This is a genomic window from Yaniella halotolerans DSM 15476 (assembly GCF_000420805.1).
GTDB classification, from domain to species: domain Bacteria; phylum Actinomycetota; class Actinomycetes; order Actinomycetales; family Micrococcaceae; genus Yaniella; species Yaniella halotolerans.
This window is the reverse complement of the sequence record NZ_ATVQ01000001.1, coordinates 1,325,200-1,340,042: the sequence shown is the minus strand read 5'-3', so window position 1 is coordinate 1,340,042 and position 14,843 is coordinate 1,325,200. Positions and strand designations below refer to the sequence as shown.

Below are 14,843 nucleotides of genomic sequence, written 5' to 3'. Positions count from 1 at the left end.
CGGGGCAACACACTCTCATCACTCATCACTCACACCTCGAAGAGGAGTGATTAACACTCTAAAGACCCTTCCTGTTGATGAGCTTGAATTCAGCGCAGAAACTCGGAGGAACCCGCTGTGAAAACTCTGGGCATGCCCCCGCGGCCAAGCAACGAAAACCGCCGAGGCTCCACCCAGGAAGCAGCAACCCGGCCGGGATGCTGACGTGTTGCGCGCCGGTAAACATATCGAACAACTCCTGGCCACGCGCGGTGAAACACTTCACGAAGGATAAGCTTCACCGGCCAAAATCCAGTTCGAAGCATTGACGCTACGATTTTCAAGTATGTACACTCGTGCAGATTGAACGGCTCATGGACTTGCGTTGCTGCGCAAGGAAGGAAGCAATGGCCAACGTTTTAGATAAAGAAGCAATTACCGCTCCGAAACATTTCAATCGGTGGCTCATTCCGGCAGCTGCCCTCGCAATCCACCTGTGCATCGGCCAGGTCTATGCGTTTAGTGTTTTCAAAATCCCGTTGATGTCGCGCTTCGACGTCGGCGAGGTGTCGGTGGGCTGGATCTTTTCAGTCGCCATCGCCATGCTCGGGCTCTCGGCCGCATTCGGCGGGACCTGGGTCGAAAAATCTGGCCCACGAAAGTCCATGGTTGTGGCCGGTGCTGCATGGGTTATCGGCTTCTTCGTCGCCGCCTTGGGCATTGCAACCGGTCAGTTGTGGCTGGTGTACTTCGGGTACGGCTTTATTGGCGGTATCGGTCTAGGCATCGGCTACATTGCCCCGGTGTCCACGCTCATGAAGTGGTTCCCCGACCGCCCTGGATTAGCAACCGGCTTGGCGATTATGGGCTTTGGCGGTGGCGCGCTGATCGCAAGCCCCATGTCCAACGCCCTAATGGTGCTGTTCGGTGGCGGTACCGACACCGAAAACCTCGCGGCCGGCCTCGTCCCAACGTTTGTAGTGCTCGCCTTGAGCTATGCCATCATTATTGCGGCCGGCGCCTACGTCATTCGGTTGCCTCATCCAGAATGAAAACCACAGGGCTGGGATCCTTCCAAAACCGAAGCTACTCCCATGCAGACCAACCTGAACGTCTCAGCCAACCAGGCACTCAAAACCCCGCAATTCTGGTTCTTGTGGATCATGTTGTTCACCAACGTGACAGCGGGAATTGGAATTCTCGAAAATGCTGCGCCAATGATTCAGGATTACTTCCCCGGTGTGACAGCCGCAGCGGCAGCCGGTTTCGTCGGTATCCTCTCACTGGCCAATATGGGTGGTCGATTCATCTGGTCTACAGCGTCGGACTATATCGGACGAAAGAACATCTACCTGCTGTACCTAGGGGTCGGGGTGCTGCTGTATCTCGTCATCGCGTTCTTCGGTGGGAGCGCCCTTGCATTGTTCATTGTCTCGGCAATGTTCATCCTCTCCTTCTACGGTGGCGGTTTTGCCACGATGCCCGCCTACCTGCGCGATATGTTTGGCTACTATCAGGTCGGCGCAATTCACGGTCGCATTCTGACCGCGTGGGCTGCCGCCGGTATTGCAGGACCACTGATCGTCAACAGCGTGGTCGAGTCCCAGTCCGCAGCTGGCAATCAGGGCCCAGAACTCTATACCGTATCGATGTACATCATGGTCGGTCTGCTCGCGCTCGGACTGATCGCTAATATCCTGATGCGCCCCGTGGCTGAAAAACACACCGTTGAATACTCCGAAAAACAGGAGGCTCCATCCGATGCATACTCCAAATGAAACACCAGATACCGGGTCCGAGGTCAGCACCACCTACCAAACCATCGCCGTCATCCTGGCGTTGATTGTCATTATGGGCCTGGGATACGGACTTGTCGACACCACGATTAACGCCGCAGCGTTGTTTACCGAATAAGCCTGCCGTCTATGCTCGAGGCATGCAGCCTTCGCAATATATGATCACCAATCCCACTGACGGCGTGTGGACTGAACTCGCCAGTGAACACCATCTACGCTCGCAACTGGATGAACTAAAGCTTCAACATCCCGACGACGCGCCGACTCTGGCGGTCAAGGCCAATATCGGTGTTGCGGGTTTGACCCGCTCGGCCGGTAGTAGAGCGTTAGAAGGTGACGTTCCTGAGGTCGACGCTCCGGTTGTCGCCGCGCTCAAAGCTGCCGGTCATGTCGTGGTGGGAACGACGAATATGCACGAGTTGGCCTTCGGTATTACTTCCGAAAATGCTGATTACGGTCCGGTTCGGCTGCCTGGTCATCCATCACGTTCTGCGGGTGGCTCGTCGGGTGGTAGCGCTGTTGCAGTTGTGGAAGGCGCGGTCGATATCGCTTTGGGCACCGATACCGGTGGTTCAGTGTCGATTCCGGCAAGCCACTGTGGCGTTTATGGTCTACGTCCATCGACTGGGCGTTGGCCTGGTGCCGGGATTACCGGTTTGTCTTGGACTAGAGATACCGCCGGGGTATTCGCTAGAACCCTGGCCCAGCTGCAGTCGGCCGATACGATCATCACCGGTCAATCTGCTGTGCCACCGGCCGATGAAGTCCGGCTCGGTGTTCCAACTCAACTGTTGGAGTCGCTAGACCCCCAGACTGAGCATGCAGTCCGTCTTGCGCTGGAGAAGCTGGAACGGCATGTGGAGCTGGTCGAGGTGGACTTTGGGCCACTTCTCGAGCAGGTGGCCTCGGCAGAACAGCCTGTGGTGCTGTGGGAAAGTCGTCGGATCTTGGCTTCGGTTACAGCTCAGCTCTTCGATATGACACCGCACAAAGGGTTTGAATTTCTAGCGAAACATGTTGGCAGTGCTGACGTCGCGGGCTTATTGCAAGCTGAGCTGGCAGATCCGGTGAGCGCTGATGCATATGCTGCTGCTCAACGCAGCATTCTGCAGGCACGTTCCAGCTATGACGAGCTCCTGACCGACCTGGCCCTTGATGCACTGGTATTCCCTGCTACACCTGCACCCGCACCATTGTTAGGTGCGGAGGGGGTAGTCGAGCACCTGGGTAAAACCGTTCCGATATTCCCGTTGTATACGCGCAATACCGCACAGGGCACGATGCTGGGAGCACCCATGCTTACCCTGCCGTTACCGGTTGGCGAGCAGGACTTGCCGGTGGGTCTGACACTTCAGGGCGCACGGTTTGGAGATCGCAAACTCCTGAGTGTCGCGGCCACTGTCGATGTTGCATGCGCGGCAGACTAAGCGTGCTTGGCTTAGGCCGCGGTGCGTTGGGTTATGGTCGGGTATTTCCTCGACTTCGACTGCAGCAAGCTGGGCCTTCATCGCCGATACGGCTTGCAGCCGATCGATGCACTGGGCAGCGGAGTCAGAAGGGTCCAGCATAAACCCCAAAAGCTCAAACATTCAACCAAGCTACCCACAAACACAAACCAGGTTGAGACGAGAGGTATCAAAATGCCGGCGCTACGACCTGAACAACTCAGAGAAGTGGTCTCGCAACTGTGCTTTTTGCACCTTGCCCATCACATTGCGCGGGAGCTCATCAACGGCGCGATATGCCCTGGGTTGTTTGAACCGTGCCAAGTCATCACGAAGCGATGATTCCAGCGCGGCAGTGTCCAGATCTCGCCCTTCCGCAAGCACGATGACGGCGACGACGGTCTCGCCCAGATCCGGATGTGGCACACCGATGACGGCAGATTCTTTGACCGTGGGGTGTTCGTCAAGCAGCTGTTCAATTTCTTTGGGATAAACGTTGTAGCTACCCGAGATGATCATGTCTTTGGAACGCCCGGAGATGTAGAGGTATCCGTCGTCGTCATAATATCCCTGGTCGCCGGTAATGAAGAACCCGGAGTCACGAATTTCTTGTTCTGTTTTCTCTGCATTGCGCCAGTATCGGTCAAAGACGTTCGGGCCGCGTACTTCAATGGATCCGATCTCTCCGGCTGGAAGTTCTGTACCCGACTCGGCATCAGCGACGATGACTTCGACGCCGCGCAGTGGAGAGCCGACACTGCCTGCGCGACGCTGACCATGATACGGATTGGTGGTGTTCATGCCGGTTTCGGTCATGCCGTAGCGTTCCAAAATATGGTGTCCGGTGCGCTGCGTGAATGCCGCGTGATCGGCCGCCAACAGCGGGGCCGAACCCGAGACGAACAGACGCATGGTCGCGGCAGCTTCCCGGCTCAGGTTCGGTGAGGCCAGCAGGCGCGTGTAGAACGTCGGTACGCCCATGAGTACGGTGGCACTGGCAAAGTGTTCGATGACCACTTCAGCGTCAAAGGCATCCATCCACACCATAGTCGCACCGGCTACCAGGGTCATGTTGGCGGCCACGAAGAGTCCGTGAATGTGGAAGATCGGGAGGGCATGAATGAGTCTGTCGTTACCGGTGAACTCCCAGGCCTCGAGCAGTGCCAAACAGTTGCTAGCGAGGTTATCGTGGGTTAGAACCGCACCTTTGGAGCGGCCCGTGGTCCCGGAAGTATACAAGATAGCGGCTGCGTGATCTCCGTGGACCGGTTCAACGGTTGTTCGCGTTGTCTTGGTTTCCAACAGTGAGCCGTTACCGTGTCGATCCAGGGTGAGAACGGCGCTCTCGGGTGCCAATTTGCGGGCTTGTTCCGCGCGCCCGGGATCCACGATCAGCACGGCGGGCTCTGCGTCGTCAAGAAAATACCGCAGTTCAGCATCGGTATAGGCGGTGTTCAAGGGGACATACACCGCACCCACCTGCAATGTTGCCAGGTACGCTGCAATGGCCTGCGGCGATTTTTCAACCTGAACAACGACCCGGTCCCCTGTCGTAATTCCAGCTGCATGGAGAACAGCCGCGATGCTTTGCGTGGTTTTTAATAGCTTGCCGTAGGAGATGCTCGAACCGTCAGCCAATTCGAATACAGGTTTGGAGGGGTGGGCAGCTACGCGGTCCAGAAATCGCGTATACACACTACGGTACGGAAGTTGGAACACCGGGGCCTCACTGTGTTCTGGCTGCCTGACATCTATGACCAGCCGTTGAATTTTGACATATCGTACAAAAATTCAAGTGTATCTTCAACTAGTGAGGGGCCAGTATTTATGGGGTTAAATGAACGCAGGACGTGATCCCGGTCTTGCAGCTGGGATCACGCCCCGCGGTCTCTACCGACGAGCTTGTCCTAGTCGTTATAGTCGTAGAACCCTTTACCAGATTTGCGTCCCAGATCGCCCCGGGAGACCATATCGCGCATGAGTTGCGGCGGGCTAAACCGTGGGCCGAGTTTGGTTTCCAAGTACTCCGCGATATTGAGGCGAACATCGATACCAACGATGTCGGTGAGTGCCAGTGGTCCGACCGGGTGTTTATATCCCAGCACCATGGCGTTATCGATGTCCTCTGCTGAGGCGACTCCTTCTTCGACCATGCGAATGGCTTCTAATCCGAGCGCGAGGCCCAGACGTGAGGAGGCAAAGCCTGGTGCGTCGTTGACGGTGACCGGGGTTTTGCCGATGCCCTCGGTCCACTGTGTGGTGAGGGCTTTGAGCTCGTCAGAGGTCTGCTTGCCGATGACGACCTCGACCAGTTTTGAGGCTGGCACCGGGTTGAAGAAGTGGAGGCCACAAAAGTTGTGCGGGCGCTGCAGCTGTTCGGCGAGACCGTCAACCGACATCGACGACGTGTTGGTCGCCAGGTATGCGTCTTCGGCCAGGTGTCCTTCGACCGCCTGCAGCGCGGAGACTTTCAGATCGAAGTCTTCCGGGACAGCTTCGATCACCAAACCAGCATTGGCGAAGGCTGACTGATCGGTGGTGACCGTAAGCTGCGCTTCGTATTCGGCGGTCGTACCCGAGACTTTACCGCGTTCTACGGAGCCGGCGACGTCGCGCAGGACTCGTTCACGTGCTGCTTCTGCGGCGTCATCGTGCTGTTCAACGACGACAACCTGAGCTCCGGAGGTCAGGAAGGCGTGGGCAACGCCGGCGCCCATGCGTCCGCCACCTAGGACGCCAACGGTGGATGGAAGAGTGTTTGCCATGGTGCTCCTCTAGCTGTGGATAAGTGGTTAGACGCGTTCGATGAGCATTGCGGCGCCTTGGCCTACCCCAACACACATGGTGGCCAGACCGCGAGATTTCTCTTCGGCTTCGAGTCGTGAGAGCAAGGTAATGACGATGCGTGAACCCGATGAACCCAACGGGTGACCCAGCGCAATCGCACCGCCCCAGGCATTGACGATCTCCGGGTTGATGCCTAGACGACGCATCGAGGCAATCGATTGGGTGGCGAAGGCTTCATTGAGTTCTGCGGCATCGAGATCATCGACGCTCCAACCGGCCTTCGCCAAGACTTTTTCGGTGGCCGGAACCGGTCCAAGACCCATCACTTCTGGGGCCAGACCAGCTGACCCACCGGCGACAATGCGAGCACGAGGGGTGAGGTTATATTTTTCGATCGCAGCAGCCGAGGCCACGATAATCGCCGAGGCACCGTCGTTGAGGCTCGAAGAGTTCCCGGCGGTCACAACGTCACCCAAACCGGTGACTGGACGCAGACCGCTCAACTTCTCGGCGGTGGTTCCTGGGCGGGGTCCTTCGTCCTGGTCAACGACGGTGACATTGCCCTTGCGGTCTTTGATCTCAACCGGCACGATTTCGTTCGCAAAGTGCCCGGCTTCCACCGCGGAAACGGCCTTGGCCTGCGAGGCTGCAGCAAACTCGTCAGCCTCTTGACGCGTCACACCGTCAACGTTGGCGACTTCTTGCGCAGTTTCAGTCATCGAATAGGTCATCTTGCCATCGCGTGACAGATCCCCGTACTCAAACCGTGGGTTGACGAAACGCCAGCCGAGCGCCGAGTCAAAAATTTTACCCGGTTGTGCAAAGGCGCGGGTTGGTTTCTCCAATACCCACGGCGCACGAGACATGGACTCCACGCCACCGGCGATCACGATATCGGCATCTCCGGTCGCGACCATGCGCGAAGCGGTTTCGATTGCCGACATACCCGAGGCACACAATCGGTTGACGGTCATGGCCGGAACGGACTCGTCCCCGCCAGCCAGCAGCCAGGCCATACGGGCCACGTTGCGGTTTTCTTCACCTGCACCATTGGCATTACCCAACAGCACCTCGTCGACAACAGCCGAGTCAAGACCACTGTCATCCAGTACGGCCTTGATAGCGGTGGCCGCCATATCGTCAGGTCGCAGCGAGCTCAAGGCCCCACTGTGACGTCCAACCGGGGTCCGTTTACCCGAGACCAAAAATGCTTCTGCTACCACGTGGCTCCTCTTAGTTTTCCAGCAGTGTGCCGGTAAAGTTTGGTTTGCGTTTTTCCTGGAAGGCAGCGAAACCTTCGGCGTAGTCATCTGTGGAACATAGCTGTCCCTGGGCCAGATTTTCCTGTTCCATAGACTCCCACAAACCAATACGTTCGTCACGGATCGCCGCGACTAATTTACGGGATGCCATAAACGCACCGGTGGCTCCCTCGGCTGCTTTGGCAACACGTTCACGGGTAAAGTCCAGCAGTTCGTCTTTTGGCACCGAGCGGGAAAAGAGTCCCTGCGCTACCGCGTCTTTCCCACTCATGAGCTCGGCGGTGTAGATCAGATCCAGGGTGCGGTGAGCGCCGAGTCGTTCGGTGAACAGTGCGTGGCCGCCCGAGTCGAGGGTGGCGCCCAGATTGGCAAATGGTGAGCCGATCTTGGCGTCGTCGGCAACGTAGACCACGTCGGTGGCGATGGCCAGACCGAGGCCTACGCCCAGGCAGGCGCCCTGTACTGCGGCGAAGGTTGGGGCCGGAAATTCGGCCATCTGGCGCAGTACCGGCGTGACGATGTTGCCCAGGTAATCGTAGGCGTCGTCATCGGCTGGGTCGACGTTGGAGATGTCGCGTCCGGCGCTGAATACGCGACCTTCACCGCGAAGCAGCAGGGCGCGAACGCCGGCTTCTGCGGCGTCGGTGTAGGCCTGGCCGAGTTCGGCGATCGCGCGCTCGTCCAGGGCGTTCATCTTTTCTGGTGCGTTAAGCGTGACTTCGGCGATGTTGTCGCTGATATCGAGTGTGATCATGTGATTCCTAAGCGTCGTAGTCAACGGTCAAAGTGTCTGACGTGGGTCGGGTCTGACAGGTCAGCACGTAACCGGCCTCGACTTCGTCGGCTTCCAGCGCATAGTTTTCGTCCATCTCGAACGTGCCGCTGACTACCTTGGCGCGGCAGGTGCCACACACACCGCCGGCGCAAGCGAACGGGGTGTCCGGGCGGACCCGTAGGGCTGCGTTGAGCACAGATTCGTTGGCTGACACTGGTGTTTCCACCGTTGACGAGAGACCATCCAGCGCGAAGTCGATTGTCCGGTTTTCGCCCTTGGGATCCACTTGGACGGGACGGCCACGGTGACCACGATCTTCTTTCGGGTCACCGGTGGTAAACAGTTCAAAACGAACCGCGTCGTCGGCAACACCGCGGTCTTTGAGCTGGTCGCGCGTCATCTGGACAAGTTCGAATGGTCCGCAGAGGAACCATTCGACGGCATTTTCGACCGGGATGATGTTCGTGAGCAGTTCGGAGAGTTTGTCCTCGTCGATGCGTCCTGACATCAGCGGAGAGATGCGCTGTTCGCGGGATAGCACGTGGTGGATGGACAGTCGCGACGGGTATTTGTCTTTGAGGTCGCCGAGTTCTTCGGCAAACATGACATCCATCGCGGAACGGTTTGCATACACCAGGTCAAAGGTTGCTGACGGTGTGGATTTCAGAATGGTGGCAACGATCGACATGATCGGTGTGATCCCGGAGCCGGCCGCGATAGCCACAAAGTGTCCGCCGTCGTGCTCTTGGGCGATGGCTTCTGGATCGTTGAGCGCGGTGGTTTGGACACGCGAGGTAAATGAGCCCTGAGGGTTCATCACGTTGATGGTGTCTCCGACCGCGAGTTCTTCGTGCGCCCAGGTCGAGAACAGGCCGCCGAAGTCTTTTTTGATGGCGACGCGGATTTCTCCGGGGACAGGTTCGGCACAGATCGAGTAGGAACGCCGGATTTCTTCGCCGTCGATATCCGCCCGCAGTGCCACGTACTGACCGGGGACGTAGTTGTAGTCGTCGAGCAGTTCGTCAGGGATCGCGAAGGCTACTTCGATGGCCTCGTCGGTCAGCTTGCGGATCTCTGAAACGTTCAGAGCATTGAACCGTGCGCGCTTCTTTGCAGGTGCGGTGGTGGTTTCTGTCATGGTGCAAGTTCCTTAGTGGACTTTAAAGTAGTCGAAAGGTTCCAGGCAGTCGTTACAGGTGTAGAGCGCTTTGCATGCGGTTGAACCGAATCGAGTAACTTCACGAGTGTTTAATGAGTGGCACTGTGGGCATTTGACGGCCATCTGGAGCATGATCGGGCCGTCGTTGACCGCGGATTTTCCGGTGGGTGGCGCAATGCCGTATTCTTCCAGTTTGCGCTTGCCGTCTTCGGACATCCAGTCGGTGGTCCAGGCCGGGGTCAAGACGAGTTTGACCTCGGCGTCGTGGTACCCAGCCTCTGCCAGCGCAGTCGTCACATCAGCCGAAATGGTGTCCATGGCTGGACAGCCGGAATAGGTTGGTGTGATCGTCACAACCGCTTTGCCGTGAACCAGTTCGACGTCGCGCAAAATGCCGAGGTCCTCGATGGTGACCACGGGGACTTCAGGATCTGGCACCATTTTGACGGCGTCCCAGAGTTCTGCGGTCTGTGAGTCTGTTGGGCGAAGGGTTGCGGAGGTAGTCATTACCATGTCACTCCTTGTGGGAACTGACGGGCTAGCACCTGCATCTCAGCCAGGATATGGCCGCGATGCTCGGAGAAGTTGCCCGAACGGTCACCGCCCCATGCACCTGGTACATCGGGCACGGTGAGTGTGGCTTGTTCAAGGATTGGTTCGATTCGTGCGTCGAAGGATGCACGCAGCGTTGACGGAAGAACGGCGATACCGCGTTCCGAGAGGTCGCGCAGCAGATCGTCGTCTTTGAAGAGTTCGTCGACGTATGGCCACATGTAGTAGAGGCCTTCCTGCATCCGACGATGGGACTCTTCGGTACCATCGCCGAGACGTATGGTCCACTGGGCTGCGTGGTCGACGTGGTAGGTCACTTCTTTGACGGCCTTGGCGGCAACCGAGGCCAGTGTTTCATCGGCTGAGTCCATCAGACGGGTGAACAGCTCGTACTGGTAGAGCGAGAAGATCAGCTGGCGGGCGATGGTTTGGCCAAAGTCGCCGTTTGCCTGTTCGACCAGGCGGCAGGAACGAAATTCTTCCTCACCGCGGAAGTAGGCCAGGTCGTCTTCGGTTTTGGCCCAGGCAGAACCTGCGTAGGACAGCAGGAAGCGGGCGTGGCCGAGTTGGTCCTGGGCAATATTGGCCAGGGCAACGTCTTCTTCCATTTCTGGTGCACGGGAAATCCAGTGGCCCAACCGCTGCGCGAGCATCAGGGCGTCGTCGCCCAAATACATCGCGTAGGTTGCGACATCTTCTGGTGCTTTTTCACCGGCTGCGATGATGTCTTCCGGAGTGATCGCATTGCCCGCAGAGATCTTGGTTGCGGAGTCACCTGATGTGAAACTCATAGGTGCTTCACTCCTTCAGACTTCGTGTAATAGGTGGCGTGGCGGAAGTTCTTACCCTGTGGCGATTCGAAGAATCCGCCCTTGGAATCTGGATCCGAGCTCGAAATGCTGTCGGATGGCATGACCCACACCGAGGTGCCTTCATTGCGACGGGTGTAGAGGTCACGTGCATTGCGCAGCGCCATGGTCGCATCCGGTGCGTGGAGCGAGCCGGCGTGGACGTGGGAGAGCCCGCGGGACGAGCGAACAAAAACTTCCCACAGTGGCCAGGAGGCGTTGAGGCTTTCAGTCATTTCGTTAGGCTCCAATCAGGTGTGCATCAGCGGCTTCATGCTGACGACGAGCTTGTTTTTCGGCGTAGGCGGCAGCGGCTTCACGAACCCAGGCACCATTTTCGTGTGCTTCGCGGCGGTGCTGCATGCGCTGGACGTTGCACGGGCCGTTACCTTTGATGACGGACATGAACTCGTCCCAGTCGAGTTCACCGAAGTCGTAGTGACCGCGCTCTTCGTTCCATTTCAGATCTGGATCCGGCAGGGTCAAGCCGAGAGCTTCGGCCTGCGGAACGATCATGTCGACGAAGCGCTGACGCAGCTCGTCGTTGGAAAAACGCTTGATCTTCCAGGCCATGGACTGCTGAGAGTTAGGTGAATCATCATCCGGTGGACCAAACATCTGCAGGGCTGGACCGTAGAAACGGTTTACCGCATCCTGCGCCATCTGTTTTTGCTCTGGCGTTCCGTTGGCGAGCTCCAAAAGGATTTCCCAACCCTGGCGCTGGTGGAAGGATTCTTCTTTACACACGCGAACCATCGCACGACCGTATGGTGCATACGAAGCGCGGCACAGCGGAACCTGGTTCTGGATGGCAGCGCCATCTACAAGCCAACCGATCGCACCAACATCAGCCCAGCTGCGTGCCGGGTAGTTGAAGATGGAGGAGTACTTGGCCTTACCCGAAAGTAGCTGTTCCACCATTTCGTCACGCGAAGTGCCGAGCGTTTCTGCGGCTGAGTAGAGATAGAGACCGTGACCGGCTTCATCCTGCACTTTAGCCATCAGGATCATTTTGCGCTTCAGCGACGGCGCGCGAGTGATCCAGTTTGCTTCTGGCTGCATGCCGATAATCTCGGAGTGCGCGTGTTGGGAGATCTGACGGACCAAGGTCTTGCGGTACCCGGCTGGCATCCAGTCGCGGGGCTCAATACGAGAATCAGCGGCGATGATTTCATCAAACCGCTCTTGACCTGCCCGCTCTGCTTCGATATCCGCGACTGCGGCATCGGAGTGTTGTGACGTTGTAGACATGTGAGACACCTCGCGACGAATTGTTTTAGCAACTTCTAGAACTGTTTATGCACTGACGGATATATACCGAACGTTCGTTCAGTATATTGGCTGGACGTGAGCTATGCAACTCACGCCTCCACTGTATTCGAGAAATGATTTGACGCACATCACAATTCAAGATTACCGTATGAATGGTCAGTAGATAATTATACAGATCACACTCGGAGATACGCCATGTCACAAACGCTCGGTTCGACGAACACCGCAACAGCTAGCGGTCAAACCGTCACGTCAGGCTCATTCGGCGCGAACGAGCACCCTCGTCTGGGCCATGATCGGGCTGCCGAATGGATGGGTATCACGGTCTCCGAATACGCCGATGGATACGCCAAAGGGCACATGCAATTGCGTGAAGAAATGCTCAACGGTTTCAACATCGCTCACGGGGGCATGCTTTTTGCGTTCGCAGACACCATCTTCGCCTGGTCTTGCAACAATCCGGACGGCGATGGTTCAACGATCACCGTGGCCCAAAATGTTGACATTGATTTCATCTCGTCCCCTACCAACGGCGCGCAGTTGACCGCCATCGGCAAGCGCCGCGCCTCCTATGGTCGATCTGGCATCTACGACATCACGATTACCGATGAGAACAACAAACTTGTCGCCGAATTTCGAGGACGCGCCAGAACCATCCCAAATCCACAAAAATAACAAACACAGTTGTCGAAAACCGCTTCTCCTAAAGGATCCACCATGACTAGCCACAGTGTCGCACCTTCTTCCGCTGACGTTCCTCAACCATGGACGCCACCTGCTCCCCCGGCAGATCGCAGCCAGCTTGATTCAGAGGAACTGTACAGTCGTGACGAAATCGAAGCGCTACAGTACGAGCGCCTTCGCTGGACCCTTCACCACGCCTACAATAATGTTCCCGCATATAAAGAGCTGTACGACAGCCACGGCGTGCACCCACGAGATTTCAAACAACTTTCGGATCTCGAGCTGTTCCCCACCATCGATAAAGAATTCCTGCGGGCTGCTTACCCATTCAAGGCTCTGGCGGTTCCAATGGACCAGATTCGCCGCATCCACGCTTCATCAGGCACCACGGGTCAGCCGACCACTGTTGCCTACACCGAAAATGACATCGAAATGTGGGCCTCACTCGTCGCCCGCTGCATGCGTGCCGCTGGCGTCAAACCAGGCTACAAAGTACATAACGCCTACGGGTACGGCCTTTTCACCGGTGGGCTCGGCGCTCACTACGGCGCGGAACGTCTCGGCTGCGCCGTCATTCCCATGTCTGGCGGACAAACCGAAAAACAGGTGCAGATGATCACCGACTTCGAACCAGAGGTCATCATGTGTACCCCAACCTACTTGTTGGCGTTGGCCGATGGCTTCGCCAACGCCGGCATTGATCCGAAGGATACCTCTCTAAAGGTTGCGGTTCTCGGTGCTGAGCCATGGACTGATGGCATGCGCCAAGAGATCGAGAAACTCTTCGATCTCAAGGCCTGCGATATTTACGGCCTGTCCGAGCTCATGGGCCCCGGAGTCGCTGGTGAATCCGTTGAAACCCAGGACGGTTGCCACATCTGGGAGGATCACTTCCGCCCAGAAATCATCGATCCGATCAACGAGAATGCGCTGGGAGACGGCGAACACGGCGAACTGGTCTTCACCACCCTCACGCGTGAAGCCCTGCCAATCATCCGGTTCCGCACCCACGACCTCACCAGCTTGGAACCGGGCACAGCTCGTCCAGGGCACCGCCGGATGAAACGCGTCACCGGTCGCTCCGATGACATGATCATCTTGCGCGGTGTAAACATTTTCCCAACGCAGATCGAAGAAATCGCGCTGGAGATCGACACCCTGTCACCGCACTTCACACTCGAAATCGCCCGTCCAAACCGCATGGACGAGCTGACCATCAAGATTGAGCGTCGTGAAACCGCGACACTTCAAGATGCCGAAGCCGGTGGTAAAGAACTCCAGGCACGCATTAAGACGCGTGTGGGCTGCTCGTGCAAACTTGAGATCGTCGAGCCACATACTTTGGCTCGCTCGTCAGGCAAGCTTCGTCGCATCTATGACCTACGGGAGTTAAACGACTAACCCATTCCGGAGTCCTCAGCCAGTCGCGGAGAACGCCTCCTGTTGGTACCCCGGAATAACCTACCAATCTATACTTAGGACCCCACCCTCAGGTGGAGTGTTCACGCGTTTTGTTCGAGGAGTGTTCATGACAACTACCCCAACACCGGCGCCCGCCGTGCGGCGTGGACGACCCGGTTACGATCGCCAAACCTTGGTCGATCTATGCGTCAAGGTCTTCAATCGTCACGGTTACGACGCCACGAGCATGGGCATGCTGGCCACCGAGCTGGGCATATCCAAGTCGGCGATCTATCACCACGTTAAGACCAAAGAGGAAATCTTGCAGAGCGCCCTCACTGAGGCGCTGGGTGGGCTCGAAGAAGTCATGGACACCGCCGAGAGCACCAGCGGGCCCGCGACCAGCAAGATTGAGGCACTGATTATCGGTGCTGTTCGGGTCCTCGTCGAAAAACAGCCATCGGTTACGTTGTTGCTGCGCTTGCGTGGCAACTCAGAGGTCGAAACCGACGCGATGAAACGACGTCGTAATCTAACGAATCGTTTGGCTAGCCTCATCGCTACCGCGCAGGCCGAGGAAACTATCCGGGATACCGTCGATCCACAGACCATGGCTCGGCTTATCTTTGGAACGATCAACTCGCTGGCCGACTGGTATCAGCTCGATAAATCGGTCAATGCCGAGGAGACTGGTCGTGTTCTCGCCGGACTCGTATTCAACGGCGTCCTAGAGGACTCAGCCAAATAACGGTTTAGATGCAACTGCGGGGCTGACGATCGAAATCGTCAGCCCCGCAGTCTTTTAACACTCACTTTGTTAGTGTGACTCACTCCGTATGCAAGCGGCAAGGTGTGATCGCCGACAAACATGCTCTCGAGGAAA

General features: G+C 57.2%; 14 protein-coding genes and 1 pseudogene. 6 read left to right on the top strand and 9 right to left on the bottom strand.

The window, feature by feature from the left end; all coding sequences use genetic code 11:
- Positions 1–386 precede the first annotated feature (386 nt).
- From G583_RS14755 to G583_RS14750, 3 genes and pseudogenes are all read left to right on the top strand, one after another.
- Positions 387–1,703: pseudogene (locus tag G583_RS14755) on the top strand (L-lactate MFS transporter); the annotation flags it as partial.
- 37 nt (positions 1,704–1,740) lie between these two features.
- Complete coding sequence (locus tag G583_RS16720) at positions 1,741–1,893, top strand: hypothetical protein (protein ID WP_022870373.1); 153 nt, start codon at positions 1,741–1,743, stop codon at positions 1,891–1,893.
- 22 nt (positions 1,894–1,915) lie between these two features.
- The gene (locus G583_RS14750) at positions 1,916–3,202 is read left to right on the top strand and encodes an amidase family protein (RefSeq protein ID WP_022870372.1); all 1,287 of its coding nucleotides are present in this window, start codon (positions 1,916–1,918) and stop codon (positions 3,200–3,202) included.
- A 222-nt stretch (positions 3,203–3,424) separates the two neighbouring features.
- On the opposite strand, the gene G583_RS0106445 is transcribed toward G583_RS14750, so the two are convergent.
- From G583_RS0106445 to paaA, 9 genes are all read right to left on the bottom strand, one after another.
- Positions 3,425–4,915 carry an AMP-binding protein gene (locus G583_RS0106445; RefSeq protein WP_245540582.1) on the bottom strand — a complete coding sequence of 497 codons (1,491 nt, stop codon included), beginning with the start codon at positions 4,913–4,915 and terminating at the stop codon, positions 3,425–3,427.
- A gap of 212 nt (positions 4,916–5,127) precedes the next feature.
- Positions 5,128–5,985, bottom strand: a complete 858-nt coding sequence (locus G583_RS0106440) for a 3-hydroxyacyl-CoA dehydrogenase family protein (RefSeq protein WP_022870370.1) — start codon at positions 5,983–5,985, stop codon at positions 5,128–5,130.
- Between the two features lie 27 nt (positions 5,986–6,012).
- Complete coding sequence (locus tag G583_RS0106435; RefSeq protein ID WP_022870369.1) at positions 6,013–7,230, bottom strand: thiolase family protein; 1,218 nt, start codon at positions 7,228–7,230, stop codon at positions 6,013–6,015.
- Positions 7,231–7,240: 10 nt separating this feature from the next.
- Positions 7,241–8,023 carry an enoyl-CoA hydratase/isomerase family protein gene (locus tag G583_RS0106430; protein ID WP_022870368.1) on the bottom strand — a complete coding sequence of 261 codons (783 nt, stop codon included), beginning with the start codon at positions 8,021–8,023 and terminating at the stop codon, positions 7,241–7,243.
- Positions 8,024–8,030: 7 nt separating this feature from the next.
- Positions 8,031–9,182, bottom strand: coding sequence for a 1,2-phenylacetyl-CoA epoxidase subunit PaaE (gene paaE, locus G583_RS0106425; RefSeq protein ID WP_022870367.1), 1,152 nt, complete (start codon positions 9,180–9,182; stop codon positions 8,031–8,033).
- Positions 9,183–9,194: 12 nt separating this feature from the next.
- A complete protein-coding gene (paaD, locus tag G583_RS0106420; RefSeq protein WP_022870366.1) occupies positions 9,195–9,710 on the bottom strand; it encodes a 1,2-phenylacetyl-CoA epoxidase subunit PaaD in 516 nt (171 codons plus the stop codon).
- Positions 9,710–10,546, bottom strand: a complete 837-nt coding sequence (paaC, locus tag G583_RS0106415) for a 1,2-phenylacetyl-CoA epoxidase subunit PaaC (RefSeq protein WP_022870365.1) — start codon at positions 10,544–10,546, stop codon at positions 9,710–9,712. The genes paaD and paaC overlap by 1 nt, the downstream gene beginning before the upstream one ends.
- Complete coding sequence (gene paaB / locus G583_RS0106410) at positions 10,543–10,839, bottom strand: 1,2-phenylacetyl-CoA epoxidase subunit PaaB (protein WP_022870364.1); 297 nt, start codon at positions 10,837–10,839, stop codon at positions 10,543–10,545. The genes paaC and paaB overlap by 4 nt, the downstream gene beginning before the upstream one ends.
- A gap of 4 nt (positions 10,840–10,843) precedes the next feature.
- Complete coding sequence (paaA, locus tag G583_RS0106405) at positions 10,844–11,854, bottom strand: 1,2-phenylacetyl-CoA epoxidase subunit PaaA (RefSeq protein ID WP_022870363.1); 1,011 nt, start codon at positions 11,852–11,854, stop codon at positions 10,844–10,846.
- Positions 11,855–12,070: 216 nt separating this feature from the next.
- Between paaA and G583_RS0106400 the strand changes: the two genes are divergently transcribed.
- The 3 genes from G583_RS0106400 (at position 12,071) to G583_RS0106390 (ending at position 14,708) form a co-directional block, all read left to right on the top strand.
- A complete protein-coding gene (locus G583_RS0106400; protein ID WP_022870362.1) occupies positions 12,071–12,550 on the top strand; it encodes a hotdog fold thioesterase in 480 nt (159 codons plus the stop codon).
- Between the two features lie 42 nt (positions 12,551–12,592).
- Positions 12,593–13,960: an AMP-binding protein gene (locus tag G583_RS0106395; protein WP_022870361.1), complete on the top strand. Its 1,368-nt coding sequence runs from the start codon at positions 12,593–12,595 to the stop codon at positions 13,958–13,960.
- A gap of 127 nt (positions 13,961–14,087) precedes the next feature.
- Positions 14,088–14,708 (top strand): TetR/AcrR family transcriptional regulator, encoded by a 621-nt coding sequence (locus tag G583_RS0106390; RefSeq protein WP_022870360.1) that lies wholly within the window; start codon positions 14,088–14,090, stop codon positions 14,706–14,708.
- Positions 14,709–14,843: the final 135 nt, after the last annotated feature.